Below are 20157 nucleotides of genomic sequence, written 5' to 3' on the forward strand. Positions count from 1 at the left end.
CGCCTTCGAGCACTGGCTGGCCGCCACAGCCCGCCAGCACCACCTGCAAGCCGGCACGCTGAGGCCGGCTTCCGCCGATGCGAGCTTTCGCCGTTACTTCCGGGTGGACGCCGCATCGGGTGGGGGCAGCTGCATCATCATGGATGCGCCGCCCGCGCAGGAGGACTGCAAACCCTTTGTCAAGGTCGCCGGCCTGATGGCGGGCGCAGGCCTGAACGCGCCGCGCGTGCTGGCATGGGACGAGCCTCTGGGCTTCATGCTGCTGAGCGACCTGGGCGCGCGGACCATGATGGAAGTGATCGCGCCGCCCGCCGCGGTTGACACCATTGCCAGCCCGACGCCTGCGCACTACGACTTGTATGTGGATGCGGCGGAGACCCTGATCCGCTGGCAGCTCGCATCGCAACCCGGTGTGCTGCCCCCCTATGACGACGCGCTGCTGTCGCGCGAGCTCTCGCTCTTTCCCGATTGGTATGTCGCCAAGCACCGCGGGATCGCACTGAACACCGGCCTTCCGGAGAAGCTGAACGTCATCTTCGAACAGATCAAGGCCAGCAATCTGAATTCGCTCGACGGCGCGCGGGTGTTTGTGCACCGCGACTTCATGCCGCGCAATCTGATGATTCCAGATGGCGCATCAACTGCGCCCACGGGTACGCCGCCGCTCGGGGTTCTGGACTTCCAGGACGCGGTCTACGGCCCGATCACCTATGACATCGCCAGCCTGATGCGCGATGCCTTCCTGAGCTGGGAAGAGGATTTTGTGCTCGACATCACCGTGCGCTATTGGCAGAAAGCCCGCAAAGCGGGCCTTCCCGTCGGCGATGACTTCGGCGAGTTCTACCGCGCCGTCGAATGGATGGGCCTGCAGCGCCACCTCAAGATTCTGGGCATCTTCGCACGGCTCACGCTGCGCGATGGCAAGCCCAAATACCTGGCCGACACCCCCCGCTTCATCAAATATGCCCGCAACACCGCCGCGCGCTACCGCCAGCTCGGGCCGCTGATGGTGCTGCTTGACGAGATCGAAGGCAATGAGACCCGCGTGGGCTACACGTTTTAAGGCCATGCCATGAATGCCCGTTTCCATGCCGACATTGCACTGGTGCCGGGCACGACGGTCCAGCTGCCGCCGGACGCTGCCCGCCACGTGCAGGTCCTGCGGCTGCAGCCCGGGGACGCCCTCTCGCTGTTCAACGGCCGGGGCGATGGCCTGCCCGGCAGCGAAGGGGAGTTCGAGGCCACGGTCGCGCGCATGGGCCGCAGCGAGGTCGAGGTCACCATCGGCGCTTACACCCCCACGGCGCGCGAGGCCGGCCGCGCCATCCACCTGGCGGTCGTCATGCCGGCCAACGAGCGCATGGACTGGCTGGTGGAAAAAGCGGCCGAACTGGGCGCGGCCAGCATCCAGCCCCTGATGAGCGAGCGCAGCGTGCTGCGCCTCAAGGGCGAGCGCGCCGACAAAAAAATCGCGCACTGGCGCGGCGTGGCCGTCGCCGCCTGCGAACAATGCGGCCGCAGCCGCGTCCCGCTGATCCACGACGTCGCCAGCCTGGCCGACTGGCTCAAAGGCACCGTGAACGCCGCCGCAGAGGGAAGCCGCCTGCTGCTGTCGCTGCGCGAGGGCAGCCTCCCGCTGGCCCAGGCGGTGCCGGGCAGCGGCGCGCTGACGTTTTTAAGCGGCCCCGAAGGCGGCCTGAGCCCCACCGAGGAAGCCGCGGCCATCGCCGCCGGTTTCAGTCCCGTCACGCTGGGTCCGCGCGTGCTGCGGGCCGAAACCGCGCCGCTGGCCTGCTTGTCCCTGCTGACGTTGGGCGCGGCCGCATGAACCGCAACCTCTGGCTGTTGGCCATCTGCCAGGGCCTGTTCCTCACCAACAACGTCACCTTCATCGCCATCAACGGCCTGGTCGGCCTGAACCTGGCACCGCTGGGCTGGATGGCCACCCTGCCCGTCATGGGCTATGTGGTGGGCGGGGCACTGTCGACCGCGGTGGTGGCGCGCACGCAATCGCGCTTCGGGCGCAAGACTTCTTTCCAGCTCGGCCTGTTGGTGGCCGTGGCCTCGGCCCTGCTGTGCTGCTATGCGGCCTACAGCCGCAACTTCTGGCTGCTGGTGACGGCCACGGTGGTGGCCGGCTACTACAGTGCCAACGCGCAGCTCTACCGCTTCGCCGCTGCCGAGCTGGCCCTGCCGGCCTTTCGCGAAAAAGCCATTTCGCTGGTCATGGCCGGCGGCCTGCTGGGCGCCGTCGCCGGGCCCAACCTTGCGGCCCACACGCGGGAGCTGACCGCCGTGCCTTTTGCCGGCGCCTACCTGGCGCTGGCCGGCGTGGCGCTGCTGTCCATGGCCTTGCTGGCCTTCATTCAATTTCCGCCGCCGCCCGAAGCGCATGCGGCCCGGGGAGGGCGACCGCTTTCTGAAATCATGCGCCAGCCGGTCTTTGTCGTGGCCGCGGCCGCCGGCGCCCTGGGTTTTGGCGTGATGAATCTGCTGATGGCCGCCACGCCGATCGCCATGCAGGTCTGCGGCCTGCCGTTTTCCAGCGTCGCGCTGGTGCTGGAGTGGCACGTGATCGGCATGTTCGCGCCGGGCTTTTTCACCGGCCACCTGATACGCCGCTTTGGCACCTTGCCCATCATGGCGGCGGGCCTGCTGCTCAACGTGCTGTGCGTGCTGATCGCGCTCTCGGGCGTGGACCTCAAGCAGTTCCTGGGGGCGCTTTTCCTGCTTGGGCTGGGCTGGAATTTCCTGTTCACCGGTGCCACCACGCTGGCGCTCACCGCCTACCGCCCCGAAGAAAAAGACAAGGCGCAGGGCGCGCTCAATTTCTGCATTTTTGCCGTGCTGGCGGTTTCCTCGCTGGCCTCCGGCGTGCTTGTCACGACCCAAGGCTGGGACTTGCTCAACCTCGGCTCGCTGCTGCCGCTGGGCCTGACCGGCGCGTTGCTGGCCTGGCTTGCACTGGGCCGGCGCAAGGGCAGCGACGCCGCCGGCGCCTGAAGAGGCTTGTGCCCGCTAAAAGCGCGCGTCCAGCCAGGATTTGAGCGTGTCAAACACCGGCACCGAGTCGGTTTCGTTGAAGATCTCGTGGTACAGGCCCTCAAAACAGCGCGCGGTCACCGTGCCGGGCATGACGCCGCGTGAGTTCGCGGCGGTTTCCGCGAAAGCGCGGCTGCCCGCCGGGTTGACCAAGCGATCCGCGCCCGCATACATCAGCAGCGTGGGCGTGCGCCACTGGGCGGCGGCCGCTATCGTGGCGGGGCCGGCCGTGGCGATGAACTTGCCCAGGCGGGACGAAATCCTGTTGTGCACCTGCCGGTCCGCCAGGTATTTCCTGGCCACCTCCGGGTCGTGCGAGAGGTAATGCGGGTCCAGGCCGTTGCCCACGCAAAAGTCGGGGGCCAGCCTGGGCATGAAGGCCAGCAGCAGTTTCTGCAGGGGATTGAGGCCGGCATCCAGCGCCGGCGAAGACATCACCAGGCCCTCGACAGGACGTATGCCCAGCGAAACAAAACGGCTCACCACCAGGCCGCCCAGGCTATGGCCCAGCAGGACCAGCGGGATCTGGTCGGGCTCGGCGGACGCATGGTGCGAAGGGGATTCCCGCAGCAGGCGCATGCAGCGCAGCCGCGTGTCGTCGACCACCTCGGCCAGGTCCTCGAGCAAGGTGCTGTCGCCGGGCAGCACGCCGCGCGCGCCGCCGGACTCGCCGTGGCCGCGCTGGTCGTAGGCGCGCACGGCAAAACCCCAGTCCATCAACTGGCGCGCCACATGGTCGTAGCGGATGGCATGCTCGCCCAGGCCGTGCACCAGCAGCACGACGGCGCGCGGCGGCGGCGCATACTGGCCCATTTCGTCGGCCCAGGCGTCCAGCGGCCACTCGTACAGGGCCAGGTTCTCGCCGTCGCGGGCGGTGAAGGGTGCCAGGACCGTTGAATGCATGCGGCGGCTAAAGCCTGGCCTGGGGCAAGCGCGCCCGGCAGTCGCGATGCAGGAAAGAAGTGTGGCGCACCCGAATCAACCGGGGACGCGGGCCATGACGTGCGCGACCGCGGCGGTCAGCTTCTTCGCGTAGGGCACGTTCAGGAATTCGTTGGGACCGTGGGCATTGCTCTTGGGGCCCAGCACACCGCAAACCATCATCTGCGCCTTGGGAAAGCCCTTGCTCAGCATGTTCATCAGCGGAATGGTGCCGCCCTGGCCGATGGTGCCGCAGGGCGCACCGAAAAAGCTCTGCGACGCGTCGTTGAGCGCGTTCTCGAACCAGGGCACGGTGCCGGGCGCATTCCAGCCTGTCGCGCCGCCGTTGCTTTCGAAGGTGACCTTGGCCTGGTAGGGCGCGTTGTCTTCGAGCAGCGTCTTGAGCTCCTGCACCGCCGCGCCGGCGTCGATCAGCGGCGGGAAACGCAGCGACAGCTTAAAGGCGGTGTAGGGCCGCAGCACATTGCCCGCGTCCTTGAGCGCCGGGAAACCCTCGGCGCCGGTCACGCTGAGCGTGGGGCGCCAGGTGCGATTGAGCAGGGCTTCGACCGGGTCGGTGGTAGTGGGCAAGGCAAAGGTGCTGGAGCCTTCGCAGTCGTAATGCGCCCACGGAAAGCGTTTGTAGATTTCGTCGCCGAGGATTTTGGCGGTGGCCTGCGCCTGGGCCAGGCGGTCGGCCGGGATTTCGCAATGAAAGCTCTGGGGCAGCAGGCGGCCGGTCTTGCTGTCCTCGAGGCGGTCCAGCACCTGGCGCATGATGCGAAAGCTCGAGGGCACCAGGCCGCTGGCATCGCCGGAGTGCACGCCTTCGGTGAGGATTTCCACCTTGAGCACGCCGGCCGCGTTGCCGCGCAGGCTGGTGGTCAGCCACAGCTGGTCGTAGTTGCCCGCGCCGGAATCCAGGCACACGACCAGCGCGACATCACCGAGGCGTTCGCGCAGCGCATTCACGTAGGGCAGCAAATCGTAGGAGCCGCTTTCCTCGCAGGTTTCGATCAGGCCGACGATGCGCGGGTGCGGCACGTTCTGACTTTTAAGCGCCTGCACCGCGGCGATGCTCGCGTAGACGGCATAGCCGTCATCGGCGGCACCGCGGCCGTAGAGCTTGCCGTCCTCATACTTGGCGGTCCAGGGGCTCAGGTCGTTGCGCCAGCCGGTGAATTCGGGCTGCTTGTCGAGGTGGCCGTACATCAGCACGGTCTGCGTGGAATCGGCACGTGTGGCCGGGATCTCAAAGAACAGCACCGGGGTGCGTCCTTCGAGGCGCACGATCTCCAGCTTGAGACCTTCGACCTTCTGCGCTTCGACCCAGGCCGCGGCATTGCGCATCACGGTGTCGATGTAGCCGTGCTGCGCCCAGTCGCTGTCGAAAGTGGGGGACTTGGCGGGAATGGAGATGTAGTCGGTGATCTGTTTGACGATGTCGCCGTCCCACTGGGCCGTGACCTGGGACAGGGCCTGGGCTGCGTTGAGGATGCTGGCGGGGATTTCGCGGTGCAGTGGGGCGTTCATGGGAAAGGCTCCGGGAGAAAAATGTGGGCTTTTTAGGACAGCGTTTTGCTGCGGCAGCTGCTACTGTACGCTTCCGGCACAGACCACGCCACATAGAGCCTGTCTACGATCTAAAAGGGGCCGCGCAAGCGCCTCTTAGATCGTAGACAGGCTCTAATGGAAGACCCGCAATTGGAGAATTCAACCTACAGGGCCCGCGGCCGGCGGGAGCAAAGATATCTCCTCCATTTCGCCCCTGTGCCTCCCCTATTTGGACGAGAGAGCAGACAAGTACGCCACGGAGCCGCCATGACACCAGCCAGCCGCGCGCAAGCGCCGTCTTCCACCACGCCTTCCACAGCCGATGCCCGCATACGCGCGGGTGTGGGCGGCTGGACTTTTGAACCCTGGCGCGGCAGCTTTTTTCCGCCCGGTCTGCCGCACAGCCGCGAGCTTGAATACGCCAGCCGCCAATTGAGCGCCATCGAGGTCAATGGCACCTACTACGGCACGCTCAAGCCGGCCAGCTTCAAGAAGTGGCACGACGAGACGCCGGAGAACTTCATGTTTTCCCTCAAGGCCTCGCGCTACGCGACCAATCGCCGCGTGCTGGCCGAGGCGGGCGAGTCCATCCGGCGTTTCACCGAAAGCGGCATCAGCGAGCTGGGCGACAAACTGGGGCCCATCGTGTGGCAGTTCATGCCCGGCAAGGTGTTCGAGGCCGGGGATTTCGAAGCTTTTCTGGCACTGCTGCCGAAACAGGTGGATGGCCGGGCGCTGCGCCACGTGGTCGACGTGCGCCATGAAAGTTTTATGTCGCCCGATTACCTCGCGCTGGCGCGCCGTTACAGGGTCGCCACCGTATTTACCGACGCCGACAAATTCCCGTCCTTTGCCGATCTCACGGGCGACTTCGCCTATGCCCGCTTGATGATGAGCGAGGCCCAGCTGGAAACCGGCTACGAGGAGGGTGCGCTCGACGCCTGGACTGAACGTGCAAGGCAATGGGCCGCAGGCGGTGCACCCGGGGACCTGCCAACGCTGGAAGAAGCCCCGGCGCAGGGAAAACCGCGCGATGTATTTGTGTATTTCATCAACGGTGCCAAGGAAAGGGCGCCTGCCGCGGCGATGGCGTTTTTAAAGCGCCTGGGCTTCACGTCCCCGACTCAGGGGTAAGAAGCCATGGCCTCGCCCAGCCGTATCTCGCGGCCCGGCGCCCACTCGGGGTTAAAGCGCAGCGGCCCCTTGGGAAACAGCATGACGACGGTGGAGCCCAGCAGGAAGCGGCCCATTTCCTCGCCTTGCTTCAGGCGTATCGCCGAGGTCGGCTCGTCGGGGTAATCCCACTGCCGCACTTCCTTGCTGCGCGGCGGGTTGACCACGCCGTGCCACACCGTGGCCATGCTGCCGACGATGGTCGCGCCGACCAGCACCAGCACAAAAGGCCCCCGCGCCGACTCAAAGACGCAGACCACACGCTCATTGCGCGCGAACAGGCCCGGCACACCGCGCGCGGTGACGGGGTTGACCGAAAACAGCTCCCCGGGCACATAGACCATGCGCACCAGCCGGCCGTCGCAAGGCATGTGGATGCGGTGGTAGTCCCTGGGGCTCAGGTAGAGCGTGGCGAAGTGGCCGTCCTGGTAGTGCGCCGCCAGCGCCGCATCGCCGCCCACCAGCGCGGTGGTGGAATAGCGGTGGCCCTTGGCCTGGAAGATCTGGTCTTTCTCGATGGCGCCGAACTGGCTGATCGCACCGTCCACCGGCGACACCAGCTCGGCCGCGGCGAGCGGCCGCGCGCCGGGCTTGAGCGCGCGCGTGAAAAAGTCGTTGAAGGTCGGGTAGCTGGCGATGTCGGGGTTCAGCGCCTCGTCCATATTGACCCGGTACTTGGCGACAAAGCGGCGGATGATTTCCGTCGTGACCCAGCCGCGTTCGCGCGAAGCCACAAAACCGGCAAAGGAAGTCAGTGCCTGTTTGGGAAACAGGTATTGGGGAAGGACGGCGAATCGATCGGACACTAGGCGGCTTGAAGGGTGGAGGAAGGGCCATTCTATCGACGCCCCAAGGCCTTGCCGCCGCGCAGCGCCGTCTTACTGTGCGGGATAACCCGCCTGCGCAAGCGCCGCGGCCACGGCCTGCCGGTCCTGCGCGGTCTGGACCACGACTTTTTTGGACGCCAGGTCCACATTGACCTGTGCGGCCGGGTCCAGTGCCTTGACGGCCTTGGTGATGGCGCCGGCGCAGTGGCCGCAGCTCATGGCGGGGATGTTGAATTCCATAAAGCCTCTTGAGAGTGGTGAAAAGGGTTGGCAGGAGTCTGAACCTTCCCATGGGGGCAAAGTCCAGCCAGGGCAGCCAAGCCCTCCCCGCGACTGTGGCTATTGTCCTGCGGGCTTGACCCTCCCATGATGGTAAGGTTCAGACTGCCTGACATGAACACCTCCTCCTCCCTGAAAATCCCGCCCGCCGCGGCAGCGCTGGCCGAGTGGCAGTTTCCCGTCCAGGGCATGAGCTGCGCGTCCTGCGTGACGCGCGTGGAACGCTCGCTGGCCGACGTTCCCGGCGTGCAGGACGTCAGCGTCAATTTTGCGACCGAGCAGGCCAGCGTCAAGGCACGCGGCGACGTCGGCATGGACACCTTGAAGGCCGCCGTCGCGAAAGCCGGCTACAGCGTGGCCGAACAAACCTTGAGGCTCAGGATAGAGGGCATGAGTTGCGCCTCCTGCGTCTCGCGCGTGGAAAAAGCGCTCAAACAGGTGCCCGGCGTGCTCTCAGCCAGCGTCAACCTTGCGACCGAAACCGCCGAAGTCAGCGTGGCCGGCAGTGCCGCCATGCTGCCCGCGCTGATGGCGGCTGTGGCCAACGCCGGCTACCAGGCGCGCGAAATTCCCGCTGCCGGAGAAAGCCCCGCGAACCCACCCGCCGTAGCCTGGTGGCCTGTCGCGCTGGCCGCCGCCCTATCGGCGCCGCTGGCACTGCCCATGGTGGGTGCACTGTTCGGCCGGGAGTGGATGCTGGGCGGCTGGCTGCAGTGGCTGATCGCCACACCGGTGCAGTTCTGGCTGGGCGCGCGTTTTTACCGCGCAGGCTGGAAGGCCTTGCGCGCCGGCACCGGCAATATGGACCTGCTGGTGGCCCTGGGCACCTCGGCCGCCTACGGCCTGAGCGTTTACCAGCTGCTGCGCCACGGCGGCCACGGCATGGCCCACCTGTATTTCGAGGCCTCGGCCGTGGTCATCACGCTGGTGCTGCTGGGCAAATGGATGGAGGCGCGCGCCAAGCACCAGACCACCGCCGCCATCCGCGCGCTGCAGGCACTGCGGCCCGACACCGCGCGCCGCCGCCAGGGCGGCAAAGACGAGGATGTGGCCCTGCAGGACATCCAGCTCGGCGACCTGGTGGTGGTGCGGCCCGGCGAACGCATCGCGGTGGACGGCGAGATCGTCGAAGGTTCCACGCAGGTGGACGAGTCCCTGATCACCGGCGAAAGCCTGCCCGTGGCCAAACACGCGGGCGAGCGTGTGACCGGCGGCGCGGTCAATGCCGAAGGCCTGATCGTGGTGCGCACCACCGCCATAGGCGCAGAGTCCACGTTGGCGCGCATTGTGCGCATGGTGGAGTCGGCCCAGGCCAAAAAAGCGCCGATTCAACGCCTGGTGGACCAGGTCAGCGCGGTCTTCGTGCCGGTGGTCATAGGCATTGCCCTGGTCACGCTGCTGGGTTGGGGCCTGGCGACGCAGGACTGGGAAGCCGCCATCCTCAATGCCGTCGCCGTGCTGGTGATCGCCTGCCCCTGCGCGCTGGGCCTGGCCACGCCCACGGCCATCATGGTAGGCACCGGGGCAGCCGCCCGCCAGGGCATCCTGATCAAGGACGCCGAGGCGCTGGAAGTCGCGCACAGTGTCAAGGTCGTGGCCTTCGACAAAACCGGTACCTTGACCGAGGGCAAGCCCGAACTGGTGGCACTACAGCCGCATGGCATCGCAGAGCGTGAACTGCTGGCCTGGGCTGCCGCTATCCAGTCGGGCAGCGAACACCCGCTGGCCCGCGCGGTCATGCGGCGCGCGATGGAGCAAGCGCTTGAGATTCCCGCGGCGAGCCAGTTGCGCGCCGTCGCCGGGCGCGGCATGGCTGCCGTGGTGGCCGGCCGTGAACTGCGGCTTGGCAGCCCGCGCTTTATGCAGGAGCTGGGCCTGGACCTCGGCAGCTTCGCGGCCCTGGATGCGCGTGCCAAGGAGCTTGAAGCCCAGGGCCGCACGGTGTCCTGGCTCGCCGACGTCGCAGGCACGCCCCAGCTGCTGGGGCTGCTGGCCTTTGGCGACACGCTTAAAAACAGCGCGGCGCCGGCCATGGCCCGCCTGCACGCGCTGGGCATACAGACCGCCCTGGTGACCGGCGACAACCGCGGCAGCGCCGACGCCGTGGCGCGGCAGCTGGGCATAGACCTGGTGCACAGCCAGGTGCTGCCCGAAGACAAGGCGGCCATCATGGTCCAGCTCAAGGCCGGGGTGCAGGCACAGGGCGGGCGCGTGGCCATGGTGGGCGACGGCATCAACGATGCGCCGGCCCTGGCCGCGGCCGACGTGGGCATTGCCATGTCCACCGGCACCGACGTGGCCATGCACGCCGCCGGCATCACGCTGATGCGCGGTGACCCGGCGCTGGTGGCCGGCGCCGTCGACATTTCGCGCCGCACCTACGCCAAGATTCGCCAGAACCTGTTCTGGGCCTTTGTCTACAACGTGGTCGGCATCCCGCTGGCCGCGCTGGGCTTTTTGAGTCCCGTGATCGCCGGCGCCGCCATGGCGCTGAGCAGCGCCAGCGTGGTGATGAATGCCTTGCTGCTGCGCCGCTGGAAAGGAAACACCCATGACTGAAACCATTGATAGCACAGGTCCGCTCAACATCGGCCAGGCCGCCGCACGCTCCGGCGTATCGGCCAAGATGGTCCGCCACTATGAATCGCTGGGCCTGCTGCCCGCGGTGCACCGCAGCGACGCGGGCTACCGCCAGTACGGCGAAAAAGAGGTGCACACCCTGCGCTTCATACGCCGCGCCCGCGCGCTGGGTTTCAGCATGGCCGAGATCGCCGAGCTGCTCAAGCTGTGGCAGAACAAGCGCCGCGCCAGCGCCGACGTCAAGCGTATCGCAATGGCCCATGTGGCCGACCTGGAGCGCCGCATTGCCGAGATGGAAGCGATGAAGCAGACCCTGGGCCACCTGGCGCATTGCTGCCAGGGCAACAGCCGGCCTGACTGTCCCATCCTGACCGAATTAGCGGCCTGAATGAAATGTCCGGATCCGGCGAGCACATGCGAGCCGGCGGATTTATCCTGAGGGTGTAGATGGCATTTCCATCACCTCACGGACCACCGCATGCCACCCCTTTCCGGAACACTTTCCCTGCTGCCCGCCGACACGGACGACTGGGCAGCCACCACCGCCGCGCTGGATCTCCACGGAAACGCCGTGCTTGCGCAACTGTTGAGCGCGCGCGAATGTCAAACCGTGGCCGGCTTGTATGCCGACGCGCGCCATTTCCGCAGCCGCGTGCTGATGCAGCGCCACGGCTTCGGCCAGGGCGAATACCGGTACTTCAGCTATCCGCTGCCGGACATCGTGGCGCGGCTGCGCGCCACGCTTTATCCCAGGCTGGTCGACGTAGCCAATGCCTGGAATGAAGCCATGGGTATGGATGTGCGCTATCCGGCCTCTCATGCCGACTTCCTCGCGCGCTGCCACCAAGCCGGCCAACAGCGGCCCACGCCGCTGCTCTTGCAATACGGGCCCGGCGACTACAACTGCCTGCACCAGGACCTGTATGGCGAGCATGTGTTCCCGATCCAGGTCGCGGTGCTGCTGTCGCGCCCGGGCGAGGATTTCACCGGCGGCGAATTTGTGCTGACCGAGCAGCGCCCGCGCATGCAATCTCGGCCCGAGGTGGTGCCCTTGCAGCAGGGCGACGCCGTGGTGTTCGCCGTGCACCACCGGCCGGTGCAAGGCAGCCGCGGTTTTTACCGCGTCAACATGCGGCACGGTGTGAGTACGGTGCGCAGTGGGCATCGGCATACGCTGGGGATTATTTTTCACGACGCTGAGTGATTGCCGCTCGCGCCGCAAAGCAATCAAGGAGATGGTGTGACTCTGGGCCTTTTTGATGACGCGCCGCAGCCCTATGCCGCGCCCGAAGCCATCGCGCCGGGCGCTGCGCTGTTGCCCGGCTTTGCCCTGGAGGTCGATGAAGCCTTGCTGCAAGCCGTGGACCGCATCACGGCGGCTGCGCCGTTGCGCCACCTGGTCACGCCGGGCGGCTACACCATGTCGGTCGCGATGAGCAACTGCGGCGAGCTGGGCTGGGTGTCGGACCGCAGCGGTTACCGCTATGACGCCAGGGACCCGCTGTCGGGCAAGCCCTGGCCGCCCATGCCAGCTTGCTTTTCCGAGCTCGCTTTAAGGGCCGCTGCGGAAGCCGGTTTCGGCAACTTCCGCCCGGACGCCTGCCTGATCAACCGCTATGAACCCGGTGCGCGGCTTTCGCTGCACCAGGACAAGGACGAAGGCCATCTGGACGCGCCCATTGTGTCGGTGTCGCTGGGCCTGCCTGCGGTGTTCCTGTTCGGTGGCCTGAACCGCGGCGACAGGCCCGCGCGTTACCGCCTGCTGCATGGCGACGTGGCGGTGTGGGGTGGCCCGTCGCGGCTGGCCTACCATGGCGTGGCGCCGCTGGCTGAGGGTGAGCATGCGCGCCTGGGCAGGCAGCGCATCAATTTGACGTTTCGCCGCGCGCGCTGAGCACGTGTTGAAAGGGTTCGAACGCGCTCAGGCGCGTTCGCGAAATTTTTCCAGCCAGCCCAGCCCGTCGCTTGTGGCATTGGACTGGGCGCCGCGCAGCGGCTTGTATTCGCAACCCACCCAGCCGTCGTAGCCGAGCTCATCGAGCAGCGCAAACAGATAGGGGTAGTTGATCTCGCCGACGTCGGGCTCGTTGCGGCCGGGCGCGCCGGCAATTTGCAAGTGGCCGATGTGGCCGGTGGGCAGGTATTTGCGCAGCTTCATGGCCAGGTCTCCCTCAACAACCTGGCAGTGGTAGAGGTCCATCTGCACCTTGACGTTGGCCGCCCCCACTTCACGAATGATTTCATGCGCATGGTCTTGCCGGTTCAAAAAGAAGCGGGGGATGTCGCGGGTGTTGATGGGCTCTATCAGCAGGTCCACGCCCACCCTGGCAGCCAGCGCGGCCGCCTCGCGCAGGTTGTTCACATAGGTGGGCTGTACCGCCTCTCGCTCCATGCCCGCGGGCAATATGCCGGCCATCACGTGGATGCGCGGGCAGGTCAGGGCCTGCGCGTACTCCAGCGCAATCGCGATGCCGGCGCGGAACTCGGCCTCATGGCCGGGCAGGCAGGCCGTGCCTTTTTGCGAGGAGGCCCAGGCTTTTTCGATGCCGGCCGGGTCCACGCCGCCCGGCGGCGCATTGAACAGCACCAGCTGCTGGCCGTGGCGCTGCAGGATGGCCTTGAGTTCCTGCGGCTCCCAGACATAGGGCGAGAGGATTTCCACGGCCGTGAAGCCGTCGCGCGCGGCGGCGGCAAAGCGTTCGGCCATGGGAAGCTCGGTGTACATCCAGCTGAGGTTGGCGGCGAATCGGGGCATGGGCTTCAGGCGGCAGGTGTGTCGGGACCGGGCGCAGTTTTGCATTCCCAGAATATCCGCGCCGTGCAGCGCCGGCAAATTTCCGGGTCCAGCTTGGTGAAGATGGTGGAGATGGCGGTGAACTTGTCGGGAAACTGGTGTTCGGGGCCCAGCACGCTGGTAAAGCCGGTTTTGCGCCACATGCGTATCACTTCGGGCCGGGGCCGGTGGAAGTACAGGTCGCCGCCCATGGCGCGGCGTGCGGCAAGTTCGGCCTCCCAGAGTTCTGCGCCGGCCAGGTCGATGAAGTTCATGCTTTTTCCCATGACCAGCAGGTGCTTTTGCGGCTGCGGCTGGCTGCGCAATGCGTGCAGGATGTCGGCCACATGCTGGGTTGCGCCGAAATAGACCTCGCCCTCCATGCGCAGCAGCTTGAGCTGCGGGCACTCCGGCAGCACCTGGCGGGGTGCTTCGTCGGGCCCGTCAGGGCCCGACGATTTTTTTGCTTCCAGCCCCGCATCGGGTGAGTTGTCTATCACCACGAACTGGCGGTCCAGGCCGCGGCTGTCAAAGCCCATGGTGCGCATCGCGGGCTTTGAGGTGCGGTAGAGGAAGGACATCAGCGACAAAATCATGCCCAGCAGGATGGCGATTTCCAGCCGTAGGGTCACGGTCGCCACCATGGTGGCCAGGGCCACGCCGAAATCGCTGCGGCTCAGGGTGAACAGCTGGCGCCAGCGCGCGGCGTCGAGTAGCGCGAAAGCCACCAGCACCAGCAGCGCCGCCAGCGCGGCCATCGGTATCTGCGCGAGCAGCGGCGCGCTGAGAGCCACCAGCGCGAGCAGCAGCAAGGCGGAAAACACCGAGGCCAGCGGCGTGCGCGCGCCGGCTTCCAGGTTGGGCATGGAGCGGTTCATGGAGCCGCAGGACACATAACTCGAGAAAAACCCGCCCACGATGTTGGACAGGCCCTGGCCGCGGAACTCGCGGTTGGCGTCTATGCGCTGGCCGGATCGCAACGCCACCGTCTTGGCGATCGAGATCGCCTGGCCGAGCGCGACGATGGTCAGCGCGAACGCGAGGCCGACAAGGTCGGCGGCCTGCGCCCAGCTGATGCGCGGCACTTCAAAGCGCGGCCAGGGCACGGGGATCTGGCCCACGGTGCGCAGCGAGGCCGACGGCACAGCATCGGGATGCAGCCAGCCGCTCCATACCCAGGCCAGCGCGGTGGCCACCACCAGGCCGATCAGCATGTAAGGCCAGTTGCGGCGCAGGCGGCGCAGCAGCAGGGCCACGGCCAGCGTGACGGCCGCGACGCCCAGCGCCAGCGGCTGGGCGGAAGTGAGGTTCGTGAGCACATGCCCCAGCACGGCGGCCGCGCTGTGTTCGGGCGCGGCTGCCAGGCCCAGCAAATCGGGCAGCGCATGCACGGCAATCAGCAGCGCGGCGCCCGAGGTAAAACCGAAGAGCACGGCCGGCGAGATGAAGTTGGCCAGCACGCCCAGGCGCAGCGCGCCTATCAGCCACTGCATGACGCCCACCATCACGGTGACGGCCAGCGCAAGCTGGATGTACTGCGGGCTGAAGGCCACGGCCAGCGGCGAGAGCATGGCGAACAGCGCCAGCGAGTTGGCGTTGGTCGGTCCCGACATCACATGCCGGCTGGAGCCGAACAGCGCGGCGATGATGCAGGGAATGACGGCGGTGTAAAGGCCGTAGGCCGGCGGCAAGCCGGCCAGCGTCGCGAAGGCGATGCCTTGCGGCAGCACCAGCACCGCGCCCAGCAGGCCGGCCATCGCGTCGGCGCGCACACTGGCGGGCGACACTTCGCGCACCCAGTCGCCGAACAGGCGCTCCAGGAGCGGAATTGATGACCGGGGTGCGTGGGCGGCTAAGGGTTCCATCACGAAGGCTTGAGCATACCGCGCCCAGCGCGCCGGCCGCCCCCGCCGATCAGGCCAGGCCGACCAAACGCAGCAGCAAGCCGGCCAGGGCCGAGGCCGCGATCACCGGGATCACGCCGCGCTTGTAGCGCAGCAGGGCCACGGCCGCGCCCAGCGTGATGGCCAGCGCGTAAAAGTCCACCCGGGCCAGCCAGGGGCCGCCCGTGTCCGCTCGCAAGGCAATGTGCGCGAGAAAGAACAACGCCAGGCTGGCGATCACGCCGACCACCGCGGCCGTGATGGCGGTCAGCGGCGCGGTGAAATGCAGCTTGCCGTGCGTGGACTCCACCAGCGGCCCGCCGGCCAGGATGAAGAGGAAGGAGGGCAGGAAGGTGAACCAGGTCACCACCGTGGCCGCCAGCGCCGCCCCGAGGAACAGCGCGTCCGGCCCCAGTACCTGCTTGGCCCAGCCGCCCATAAAGCCGACAAAGGCCACGACCATGATCAGCGGGCCGGGCGTGGTTTCGCCCAGCGCCAGCCCGTCAATCATCTGCGGGCCGCTCAACCAGTGGAACTGCTCGACCGCGCCCTGGTAGACATAAGGCAGGACCGCGTAAGCGCCGCCGAAGGTGAGCAGCGCGGCCTTGGTGAAAAACCATCCCATTTGTGTGAGGGTGGCGCTCCAGCCCTGCATGGCCACAAGTACACCCATGGGCAGCAGCCACAGCACCGCGCCCACGCCCAGCACCGCAGCCAGGCGCGAAGGCTTGAAGCGGGCATGCGCCGGCGTCGGCGTATCGTCATCGATCAGCGCCGGCCCGTAGCCTTTTTGCGCGGCGCCATGCCCGGCCCCACCGGCAAACTGCGAAGGCGCAAAACGCGCGCCCAGCCAGCCCAGCACGGCCGCGCCCAGCACGATGAGCGGAAACGGCGCGTTCAACACATAGATCGCGACAAAGCTGCCGAGGGCGATGGCCCACAGGATGGGTGCTTGCGAGGGCGTCTTGAGCGAGCGCGAGCCTATGCGATGCACCGCCTGCAGCACGATGGCGGCCACCGCCGGCTTGATGCCGTAAAACAGGCCCGCGACCAGCGGCACATGGCCAAAGGCCACATAGACCCAACTCAGCGCGACCAGGATGAACAGCGAAGGCAGCACAAACAGCCCGCCGGCCACCACGCCGCCCCAGGTCCGGTGCATCAGCCAGCCGATGTAGGTGGCCAGCTGCTGCGCCTCGGGGCCGGGCAGCAGCATGCAGTAATTGAGCGCGTGCAGAAAGCGCCGCTCGCTGATCCAGCGTTTTTGCTCGACCAGTTCGCGGTGCATGATGGCGATCTGCCCGGCCGGCCCGCCAAAGCTGATAAAGCCCAGCTTGGTCCAGAACTTCAGCGCGTCGGCAAAAGAGACGGCCGCCGGCCGTTCGTGCGGCAAGGGAAGGGATGAGGGCAAGGCGGTCGTCACTTCGCGGCTCCGGTCATGGTTTCAGGCTTCCAGCTGTGCGGTTCGCCTTGCGCCTCGCGGCACCAGGCATACAGCGCGTCATACAGCGGCATGGCGGCTTCCAGCATGGCGTGGTCGTCCCCGGCGTGCAGGCGCGACAGGCCCAGCGAAAAGGCCATCAGGCCGGCCGATTGCGGGGCGAGGTCCAGGCGGTCGGTGTCGGCGCCGCGCACGATGCGCGCCAGCACCTTGAGCGCGGGATCCTCCAGGCCGAAGGCCTTGAGCAGGGTGTCGAAGCTGCACAACTCGCCCTCGTGCGAGACCGGGGCGCCCGGGATGTCGTAGGCCACGGCGCCCAGGCGCCTGGCCTCGGCCAGCACCTGCGGGGTAGGCACATAAAAAAACTCGGCGCGCGGGTCTATGAAGCGGCGCACCAGCCAAGGGCAGGCGATGCGGTCTATCTTGGGCCGCTCGCGCGTGATCCAGCGCGAGGCCTGCTCGCCGGTGACGCCCCAGTCGAGCCGTTTGGCCATCATGGGTGGGCGTTGCGCGCGCCATTGGGCGATGTCCTGCGGCGTATCGACGCCGTCTTCGCCGCCCACGATGCCGCCGGCCAGCGCATAGGCGTTCCAGCCCGCGGCCCGCAGCGTGGCCACGGCATCGGCGCTGACGTTGTGCCCATAGACACAATAGGCCACCACCTCGCGCGGCGGCTGTGAGGCCGCGAACGCGGCCACGTCTTCAGGCGCACAGTAACGAGCGCCGGCCAGCAGGTGTGGGCTTTCGCGGAATTTGGCCTCGCGCCGCACGTCGAGCAGCAGAGGTGCATCGGCGCGGCCCATGCGGGCGGCCAGATCCTCGGGGGAGATATGGGGAACGGAAAAGGTAGAGGTGTCCACGGAGTACTCCAATGAGTTGCCAGCGCTTGGACGGGACACCGTCTATTCTCGTGAAGAGTCGGGAGGCTGAAATCCCGATAGGCGAATACTAGCACCGCCAGGAACCTGCAAGCAAGTTCTAGCCGTGCCGGAACTTGAACACCGCCCGGCTCGCGCGGGCATTCGGCCAGAAGCGCACTTCGCGGCCGTCCTGCAGGCCGAAGGCGTCGAGGATCTCCAGCTGGTTCTGCAGCGCCAGCGCTTCAAAGTCCTGCAGCGTGCCGACACGGATGTTGGGCGTGTCGTACCACTGATAAGGCAGCACCTTGGTCACCGGCATGCGGCCGCGCGCGACGGCCAGGCGGTTCGGCCAATGGCCGAAGTTGGGAAACACGACAATGCCGGCGCGGCCCACGCGCGCGGTTTCGCGCAGCATGGTTTCGGCGTTGCGCAGGTGTTGCAGGGTATCTATCTGCAGCACCACGTCGAACGAGCTGTCGCCGAACAGCGCCAGGCCTTCCTCAAGGTTGAGCTGGATCACATTGACGCCGCGCGCCACGCAGGCCTGCACGTTGGCGTCGTTGATCTCGACGCCGTAGCCCGAGCATCCACGCTCGCGGATCAGGTAGTCCAGCAATTCGCCGGTGCCGCAGCCCAGGTCGAGCACACGGGAGCCTGGCGGCACCAGGCGGGCGATGGACAGCAGGTCGGCCGAAGGCGGCACATTGAGGTCGACGATCGGGTTCATGCGGCCACCTTGCTCTGGAAATAGGAACGCACGACACCGAGGTAGCGCTCGTCCTCCAGCAAAAAGGCATCGTGGCCGTGTGGCGCGTCGATCTCGGCGTAGCTCACGTCGCGCTGGTTGTCGAGCAGGGCCTTGACGATCTCGCGGCTGCGCGCCGGGGAAAAGCGCCAGTCGGTGGTGAAGCTCACCAGCAGGAATTTGGCCTTGACCTGGGCCAGCGCCTGGGTGAGGCTGCCGCCGTAGGCGCGTGCCGGATCGAAGTAGTCGAGCGCGCGCGTGATCAGCAAATAGGTGTTGGCATCGAAGTACTCGCTGAACTTGTCGCCCTGGTAGCGCAGATAGCTTTCGATTTCAAACTCGATGTCCTGCGTGGTGTATTTGTAGGGCGCGTCGGCGCTCGCGGTTTCCGCGACCGCCTGGCGCAGCTGGCGGCCGAATTTTTCGTTCATCACGTCGTCGCTCAAATAGGTGATGTGGCCGATCATGCGGGCGATGCGCAGGCCGCGCTTGGGCAGCACGCCATGGCGGTAAAAATGGCCGCCGTGGAAGTCGGGATCGGTCACGATGGCGCGCCGGGCCACTTCATTGAAGGCGATGTTTTCGGCCGTGAGGTTGGGCGCGCTGGCCACCACCACAGCGTGGCGCACGCGATCCGGGTATTGCAGCGTCCAGGCCAGGGCCTGCATGCCGCCCAGGCTGCCGCCCATCACGGCGGCCAGGGTGTGTATGCCCAGGCGGTCCAGCAGGCGGGCTTGCGCGCTGACCCAGTCCTGCACCGTGACGACGGGGAAGTCTGCGCCGTAAAGCTCTTGCGTGTCGGGGTTCGGCTGCATGGGGCCGGTGGAGCCGAAGCAGGAGCCCAGGTTGTTGACGCCGATCACAAAAAAGCGGTCGGTGTCGACCGGCTTGCCGGGGCCAATCATGGTGTCCCACCAGCCTTCGGATTTGTCTATGGGCCGGCCCTGCGCATCGAGGTAGACGCCCGCCACATGGTGGGAGGCGTTGAGCGCGTGGCAGATCAGCACGGCGTTGGACTTGTCGGCGTTGAGCTCGCCGTAGGTTTCATAGCTCAGGTCGTAGGCGCGTATCGAGGCGCCGCTCTGCAGCGGCAGGGCCTCGACAAAATGCATGCTGAGCGGGGTGGCAATCAGTGTCAAAAAATCACCTGCAGAAAACAAAAAACCCGGCGTCGCTAAAGCGAGTCCGGGTTCCTGGAGGTCGTCTTTAGCTGTACTTTTTAAGCGCCCGCAAGCTGAGCAAATCGGCGCTGGTGGCAGTATACCAAGCCGGGGTCACATCAAGAGCGCGGCCAGCCCCAACCCGGCAAAGATCAGCGCCGACACGATGTGCACGGCGCGCAGCGGCAGCAGGCGCGTGACGCGCTCGCCGAGCCAGACCACGGGCGCATTGGCCAGCATCATGCCCAGCGTGGTTCCGGCCACGACACCCACAATGGCCTCGTAGCGCGCGGCCAGCATCACGGTGGCGATCTGCGTCTTGTCGCCCATTTCGGCCAGGAAAAACACCAGCACGGTGGTGAAAAAGACGCCGAAGCGCGGCGGTTTCCCGTCCCCGTTCGCCTCAATTTTGTCAGGCACCAGCATCCACGCCGCCATGGCGAGAAAGGAGGCGCCCAGGATCCAGCGCAGTATTTGCGGCCCGAGCAGCGTGCTCACCCAGGCACCGGCCGCGCCGGCCAGGGTGTGATTGAACAGGGTCGCGACCAGGATGCCGGCGACGATGGGCCAGGGCTTTTTGAAGCGGGCGGCGAGGATGAGCGCGAGGAGTTGCGTCTTGTCGCCCATTTCGGCGAGGGCGACGATGCCCGTGGAGACGAGGAAAGCTTCCATGTAAAAAGACTCCGGCCGGAGGAAACCCATGACTGCACGGCATCCCCGGCCTGAAGCGGAGGCTGTGCAGTCAAAGGTCTCGCGTGGCCCGAAGACCGCTTGCGCCATGTCCGAAAGAATTGCTTTCCAGGACAAGTCTGTTGACGCAAGCCCCTTTCAGGATTGAAAGGCTGGCTACTCCCCAATGACAGCCTGCATTGTAGCCGGCACCCCCCAATCCCCCTCTTGAATGCAGAAATTGGTGCAT

The 20157-nt window shown here is 66.6% G+C and carries 19 protein-coding genes and 1 riboswitch; of the genes, 8 read left to right on the forward strand and 11 right to left on the reverse strand.

What is annotated here, in order from left to right; genetic code table 11:
• The 3 genes from PMI15_RS00825 to PMI15_RS00835 all read left to right on the forward strand — a co-directional run.
• Positions 1-1063 (forward strand): aminoglycoside phosphotransferase family protein (locus PMI15_RS00825; RefSeq protein WP_007862632.1); only part of this gene is annotated, 1063 nt, incomplete at its 5' end.
• A gap of 9 nt (positions 1064-1072) precedes the next feature.
• Positions 1073-1828 carry a 16S rRNA (uracil(1498)-N(3))-methyltransferase gene (locus PMI15_RS00830; protein WP_007862634.1) on the forward strand — a complete coding sequence of 252 codons (756 nt, stop codon included), beginning with the start codon at positions 1073-1075 and terminating at the stop codon, positions 1826-1828.
• Positions 1825-3003 carry an MFS transporter gene (locus tag PMI15_RS00835; RefSeq protein ID WP_007862635.1) on the forward strand — a complete coding sequence of 393 codons (1179 nt, stop codon included), beginning with the start codon at positions 1825-1827 and terminating at the stop codon, positions 3001-3003. The genes PMI15_RS00830 and PMI15_RS00835 overlap by 4 nt, the downstream gene beginning before the upstream one ends.
• A gap of 15 nt (positions 3004-3018) precedes the next feature.
• Here the strand turns inward: PMI15_RS00835 and PMI15_RS00840 are convergent, their stop codons facing one another.
• Both PMI15_RS00840 and PMI15_RS00845 read right to left on the reverse strand, forming a co-directional pair.
• A complete protein-coding gene (locus tag PMI15_RS00840; protein ID WP_007862636.1) occupies positions 3019-3945 on the reverse strand; it encodes an alpha/beta hydrolase in 927 nt (308 codons plus the stop codon).
• A gap of 75 nt (positions 3946-4020) precedes the next feature.
• Positions 4021-5496: a M20 family metallopeptidase gene (locus PMI15_RS00845; protein ID WP_007862637.1), complete on the reverse strand. Its 1476-nt coding sequence runs from the start codon at positions 5494-5496 to the stop codon at positions 4021-4023.
• A gap of 288 nt (positions 5497-5784) precedes the next feature.
• On the opposite strand from PMI15_RS00845, the gene PMI15_RS00850 reads away from it, so the two are divergent.
• Complete coding sequence (locus PMI15_RS00850) at positions 5785-6651, forward strand: DUF72 domain-containing protein (protein WP_007862638.1); 867 nt, start codon at positions 5785-5787, stop codon at positions 6649-6651.
• Here the strand turns inward: PMI15_RS00850 and asd are convergent.
• Both asd and PMI15_RS00860 read right to left on the reverse strand, forming a co-directional pair.
• On the reverse strand, positions 6642-7496 hold the full coding sequence (gene asd / locus PMI15_RS00855) for an archaetidylserine decarboxylase (protein WP_007862639.1): 855 nt from the start codon (positions 7494-7496) through the stop codon (positions 6642-6644). The two genes, PMI15_RS00850 and asd, sit on opposite strands and share 10 nt — an antisense overlap.
• A 72-nt stretch (positions 7497-7568) precedes the next feature.
• On the reverse strand, positions 7569-7757 hold the full coding sequence (locus tag PMI15_RS00860) for a heavy-metal-associated domain-containing protein (protein ID WP_007862640.1): 189 nt from the start codon (positions 7755-7757) through the stop codon (positions 7569-7571).
• 153 nt (positions 7758-7910) lie between these two features.
• On the opposite strand from PMI15_RS00860, the gene PMI15_RS00865 reads away from it, so the two are divergent.
• The 4 genes from PMI15_RS00865 to alkB all read left to right on the forward strand — a co-directional run bounded on the left by PMI15_RS00865 (position 7911) and on the right by alkB (position 12270).
• The gene (locus tag PMI15_RS00865) at positions 7911-10355 is read left to right on the forward strand and encodes a heavy metal translocating P-type ATPase (RefSeq protein WP_036837003.1); all 2445 of its coding nucleotides are present in this window, start codon (positions 7911-7913) and stop codon (positions 10353-10355) included.
• Positions 10348-10764 carry a Cu(I)-responsive transcriptional regulator gene (cueR, locus tag PMI15_RS00870; RefSeq protein WP_007862643.1) on the forward strand — a complete coding sequence of 139 codons (417 nt, stop codon included), beginning with the start codon at positions 10348-10350 and terminating at the stop codon, positions 10762-10764. The genes PMI15_RS00865 and cueR overlap by 8 nt, the downstream gene beginning before the upstream one ends.
• Before the next feature lie 90 nt (positions 10765-10854).
• Positions 10855-11580, forward strand: a complete 726-nt coding sequence (locus PMI15_RS00875; RefSeq protein ID WP_007862644.1) for a 2OG-Fe(II) oxygenase — start codon at positions 10855-10857, stop codon at positions 11578-11580.
• 36 nt (positions 11581-11616) lie between these two features.
• Positions 11617-12270 carry a DNA oxidative demethylase AlkB gene (gene alkB, locus PMI15_RS00880; RefSeq protein WP_007862645.1) on the forward strand — a complete coding sequence of 218 codons (654 nt, stop codon included), beginning with the start codon at positions 11617-11619 and terminating at the stop codon, positions 12268-12270.
• 27 nt (positions 12271-12297) lie between these two features.
• On the opposite strand, the gene otnI is transcribed toward alkB, so the two are convergent.
• The 7 genes from otnI to PMI15_RS00915 all read right to left on the reverse strand — a co-directional run bounded on the left by otnI (position 12298) and on the right by PMI15_RS00915 (position 19910).
• On the reverse strand, positions 12298-13131 hold the full coding sequence (gene otnI, locus PMI15_RS00885; protein ID WP_007862647.1) for a 2-oxo-tetronate isomerase: 834 nt from the start codon (positions 13129-13131) through the stop codon (positions 12298-12300).
• A 5-nt stretch (positions 13132-13136) separates the two neighbouring features.
• Entirely contained in the window at positions 13137-15014 is a 1878-nt protein-coding gene (locus tag PMI15_RS00890; protein WP_007862649.1) for a SulP family inorganic anion transporter, read from the reverse strand.
• A gap of 49 nt (positions 15015-15063) precedes the next feature.
• Positions 15064-16455: a chromate efflux transporter gene (gene chrA, locus PMI15_RS00895; protein WP_007862651.1), complete on the reverse strand. Its 1392-nt coding sequence runs from the start codon at positions 16453-16455 to the stop codon at positions 15064-15066.
• The gene (locus PMI15_RS00900) at positions 16452-17333 is read right to left on the reverse strand and encodes a chromate resistance protein ChrB domain-containing protein (RefSeq protein ID WP_007862653.1); all 882 of its coding nucleotides are present in this window, start codon (positions 17331-17333) and stop codon (positions 16452-16454) included. Before PMI15_RS00900 ends, chrA begins: the two co-directional genes overlap by 4 nt.
• A 118-nt stretch (positions 17334-17451) precedes the next feature.
• Positions 17452-18060 carry a methionine biosynthesis protein MetW gene (metW, locus tag PMI15_RS00905; protein WP_007862656.1) on the reverse strand — a complete coding sequence of 203 codons (609 nt, stop codon included), beginning with the start codon at positions 18058-18060 and terminating at the stop codon, positions 17452-17454.
• Complete coding sequence (locus tag PMI15_RS00910) at positions 18057-19217, reverse strand: homoserine O-acetyltransferase (RefSeq protein WP_036837023.1); 1161 nt, start codon at positions 19215-19217, stop codon at positions 18057-18059. The genes metW and PMI15_RS00910 overlap by 4 nt, the downstream gene beginning before the upstream one ends.
• 135 nt (positions 19218-19352) lie before the next feature.
• Positions 19353-19910 (reverse strand): TMEM165/GDT1 family protein, encoded by a 558-nt coding sequence (locus tag PMI15_RS00915; RefSeq protein ID WP_007862660.1) that lies wholly within the window; start codon positions 19908-19910, stop codon positions 19353-19355.
• Between the two features lie 6 nt (positions 19911-19916).
• Positions 19917-20105, reverse strand: a riboswitch (yybP-ykoY riboswitch).
• Positions 20106-20157: the final 52 nt, after the last annotated feature.

Source organism: Polaromonas sp. CF318 (assembly GCF_000282655.1).
Classification (GTDB): domain Bacteria; phylum Pseudomonadota; class Gammaproteobacteria; order Burkholderiales; family Burkholderiaceae_C; genus Polaromonas.

Excerpts from the sequence above, each read along its gene's own strand:
- PMI15_RS00830 (WP_007862634.1), top strand. The coding sequence starts at position 1,073 with ATGAATGCCCGTTTCCATGCCGACATTGCACTGGTGCCGGGCACGACG.
- PMI15_RS00835 (WP_007862635.1), top strand. The coding sequence starts at position 1,825 with ATGAACCGCAACCTCTGGCTGTTGGCCATCTGCCAGGGCCTGTTCCTC.
- PMI15_RS00840 (WP_007862636.1), bottom strand. The coding sequence starts at position 3,945 with ATGCATTCAACGGTCCTGGCACCCTTCACCGCCCGCGACGGCGAGAAC.
- PMI15_RS00845 (WP_007862637.1), bottom strand. The coding sequence starts at position 5,496 with ATGAACGCCCCACTGCACCGCGAAATCCCCGCCAGCATCCTCAACGCA.
- PMI15_RS00850 (WP_007862638.1), top strand. The coding sequence starts at position 5,785 with ATGACACCAGCCAGCCGCGCGCAAGCGCCGTCTTCCACCACGCCTTCC.
- PMI15_RS00860 (WP_007862640.1), bottom strand. The coding sequence starts at position 7,757 with ATGGAATTCAACATCCCCGCCATGAGCTGCGGCCACTGCGCCGGCGCC.
- PMI15_RS00865 (WP_036837003.1), top strand. The coding sequence starts at position 7,911 with ATGAACACCTCCTCCTCCCTGAAAATCCCGCCCGCCGCGGCAGCGCTG.
- cueR (WP_007862643.1), top strand. The coding sequence starts at position 10,348 with ATGACTGAAACCATTGATAGCACAGGTCCGCTCAACATCGGCCAGGCC.
- PMI15_RS00875 (WP_007862644.1), top strand. The coding sequence starts at position 10,855 with ATGCCACCCCTTTCCGGAACACTTTCCCTGCTGCCCGCCGACACGGAC.
- otnI (WP_007862647.1), bottom strand. The coding sequence starts at position 13,131 with ATGCCCCGATTCGCCGCCAACCTCAGCTGGATGTACACCGAGCTTCCC.
- PMI15_RS00890 (WP_007862649.1), bottom strand. The coding sequence starts at position 15,014 with ATGGAACCCTTAGCCGCCCACGCACCCCGGTCATCAATTCCGCTCCTG.
- metW (WP_007862656.1), bottom strand. The coding sequence starts at position 18,060 with ATGAACCCGATCGTCGACCTCAATGTGCCGCCTTCGGCCGACCTGCTG.
- PMI15_RS00915 (WP_007862660.1), bottom strand. The coding sequence starts at position 19,910 with ATGGAAGCTTTCCTCGTCTCCACGGGCATCGTCGCCCTCGCCGAAATG.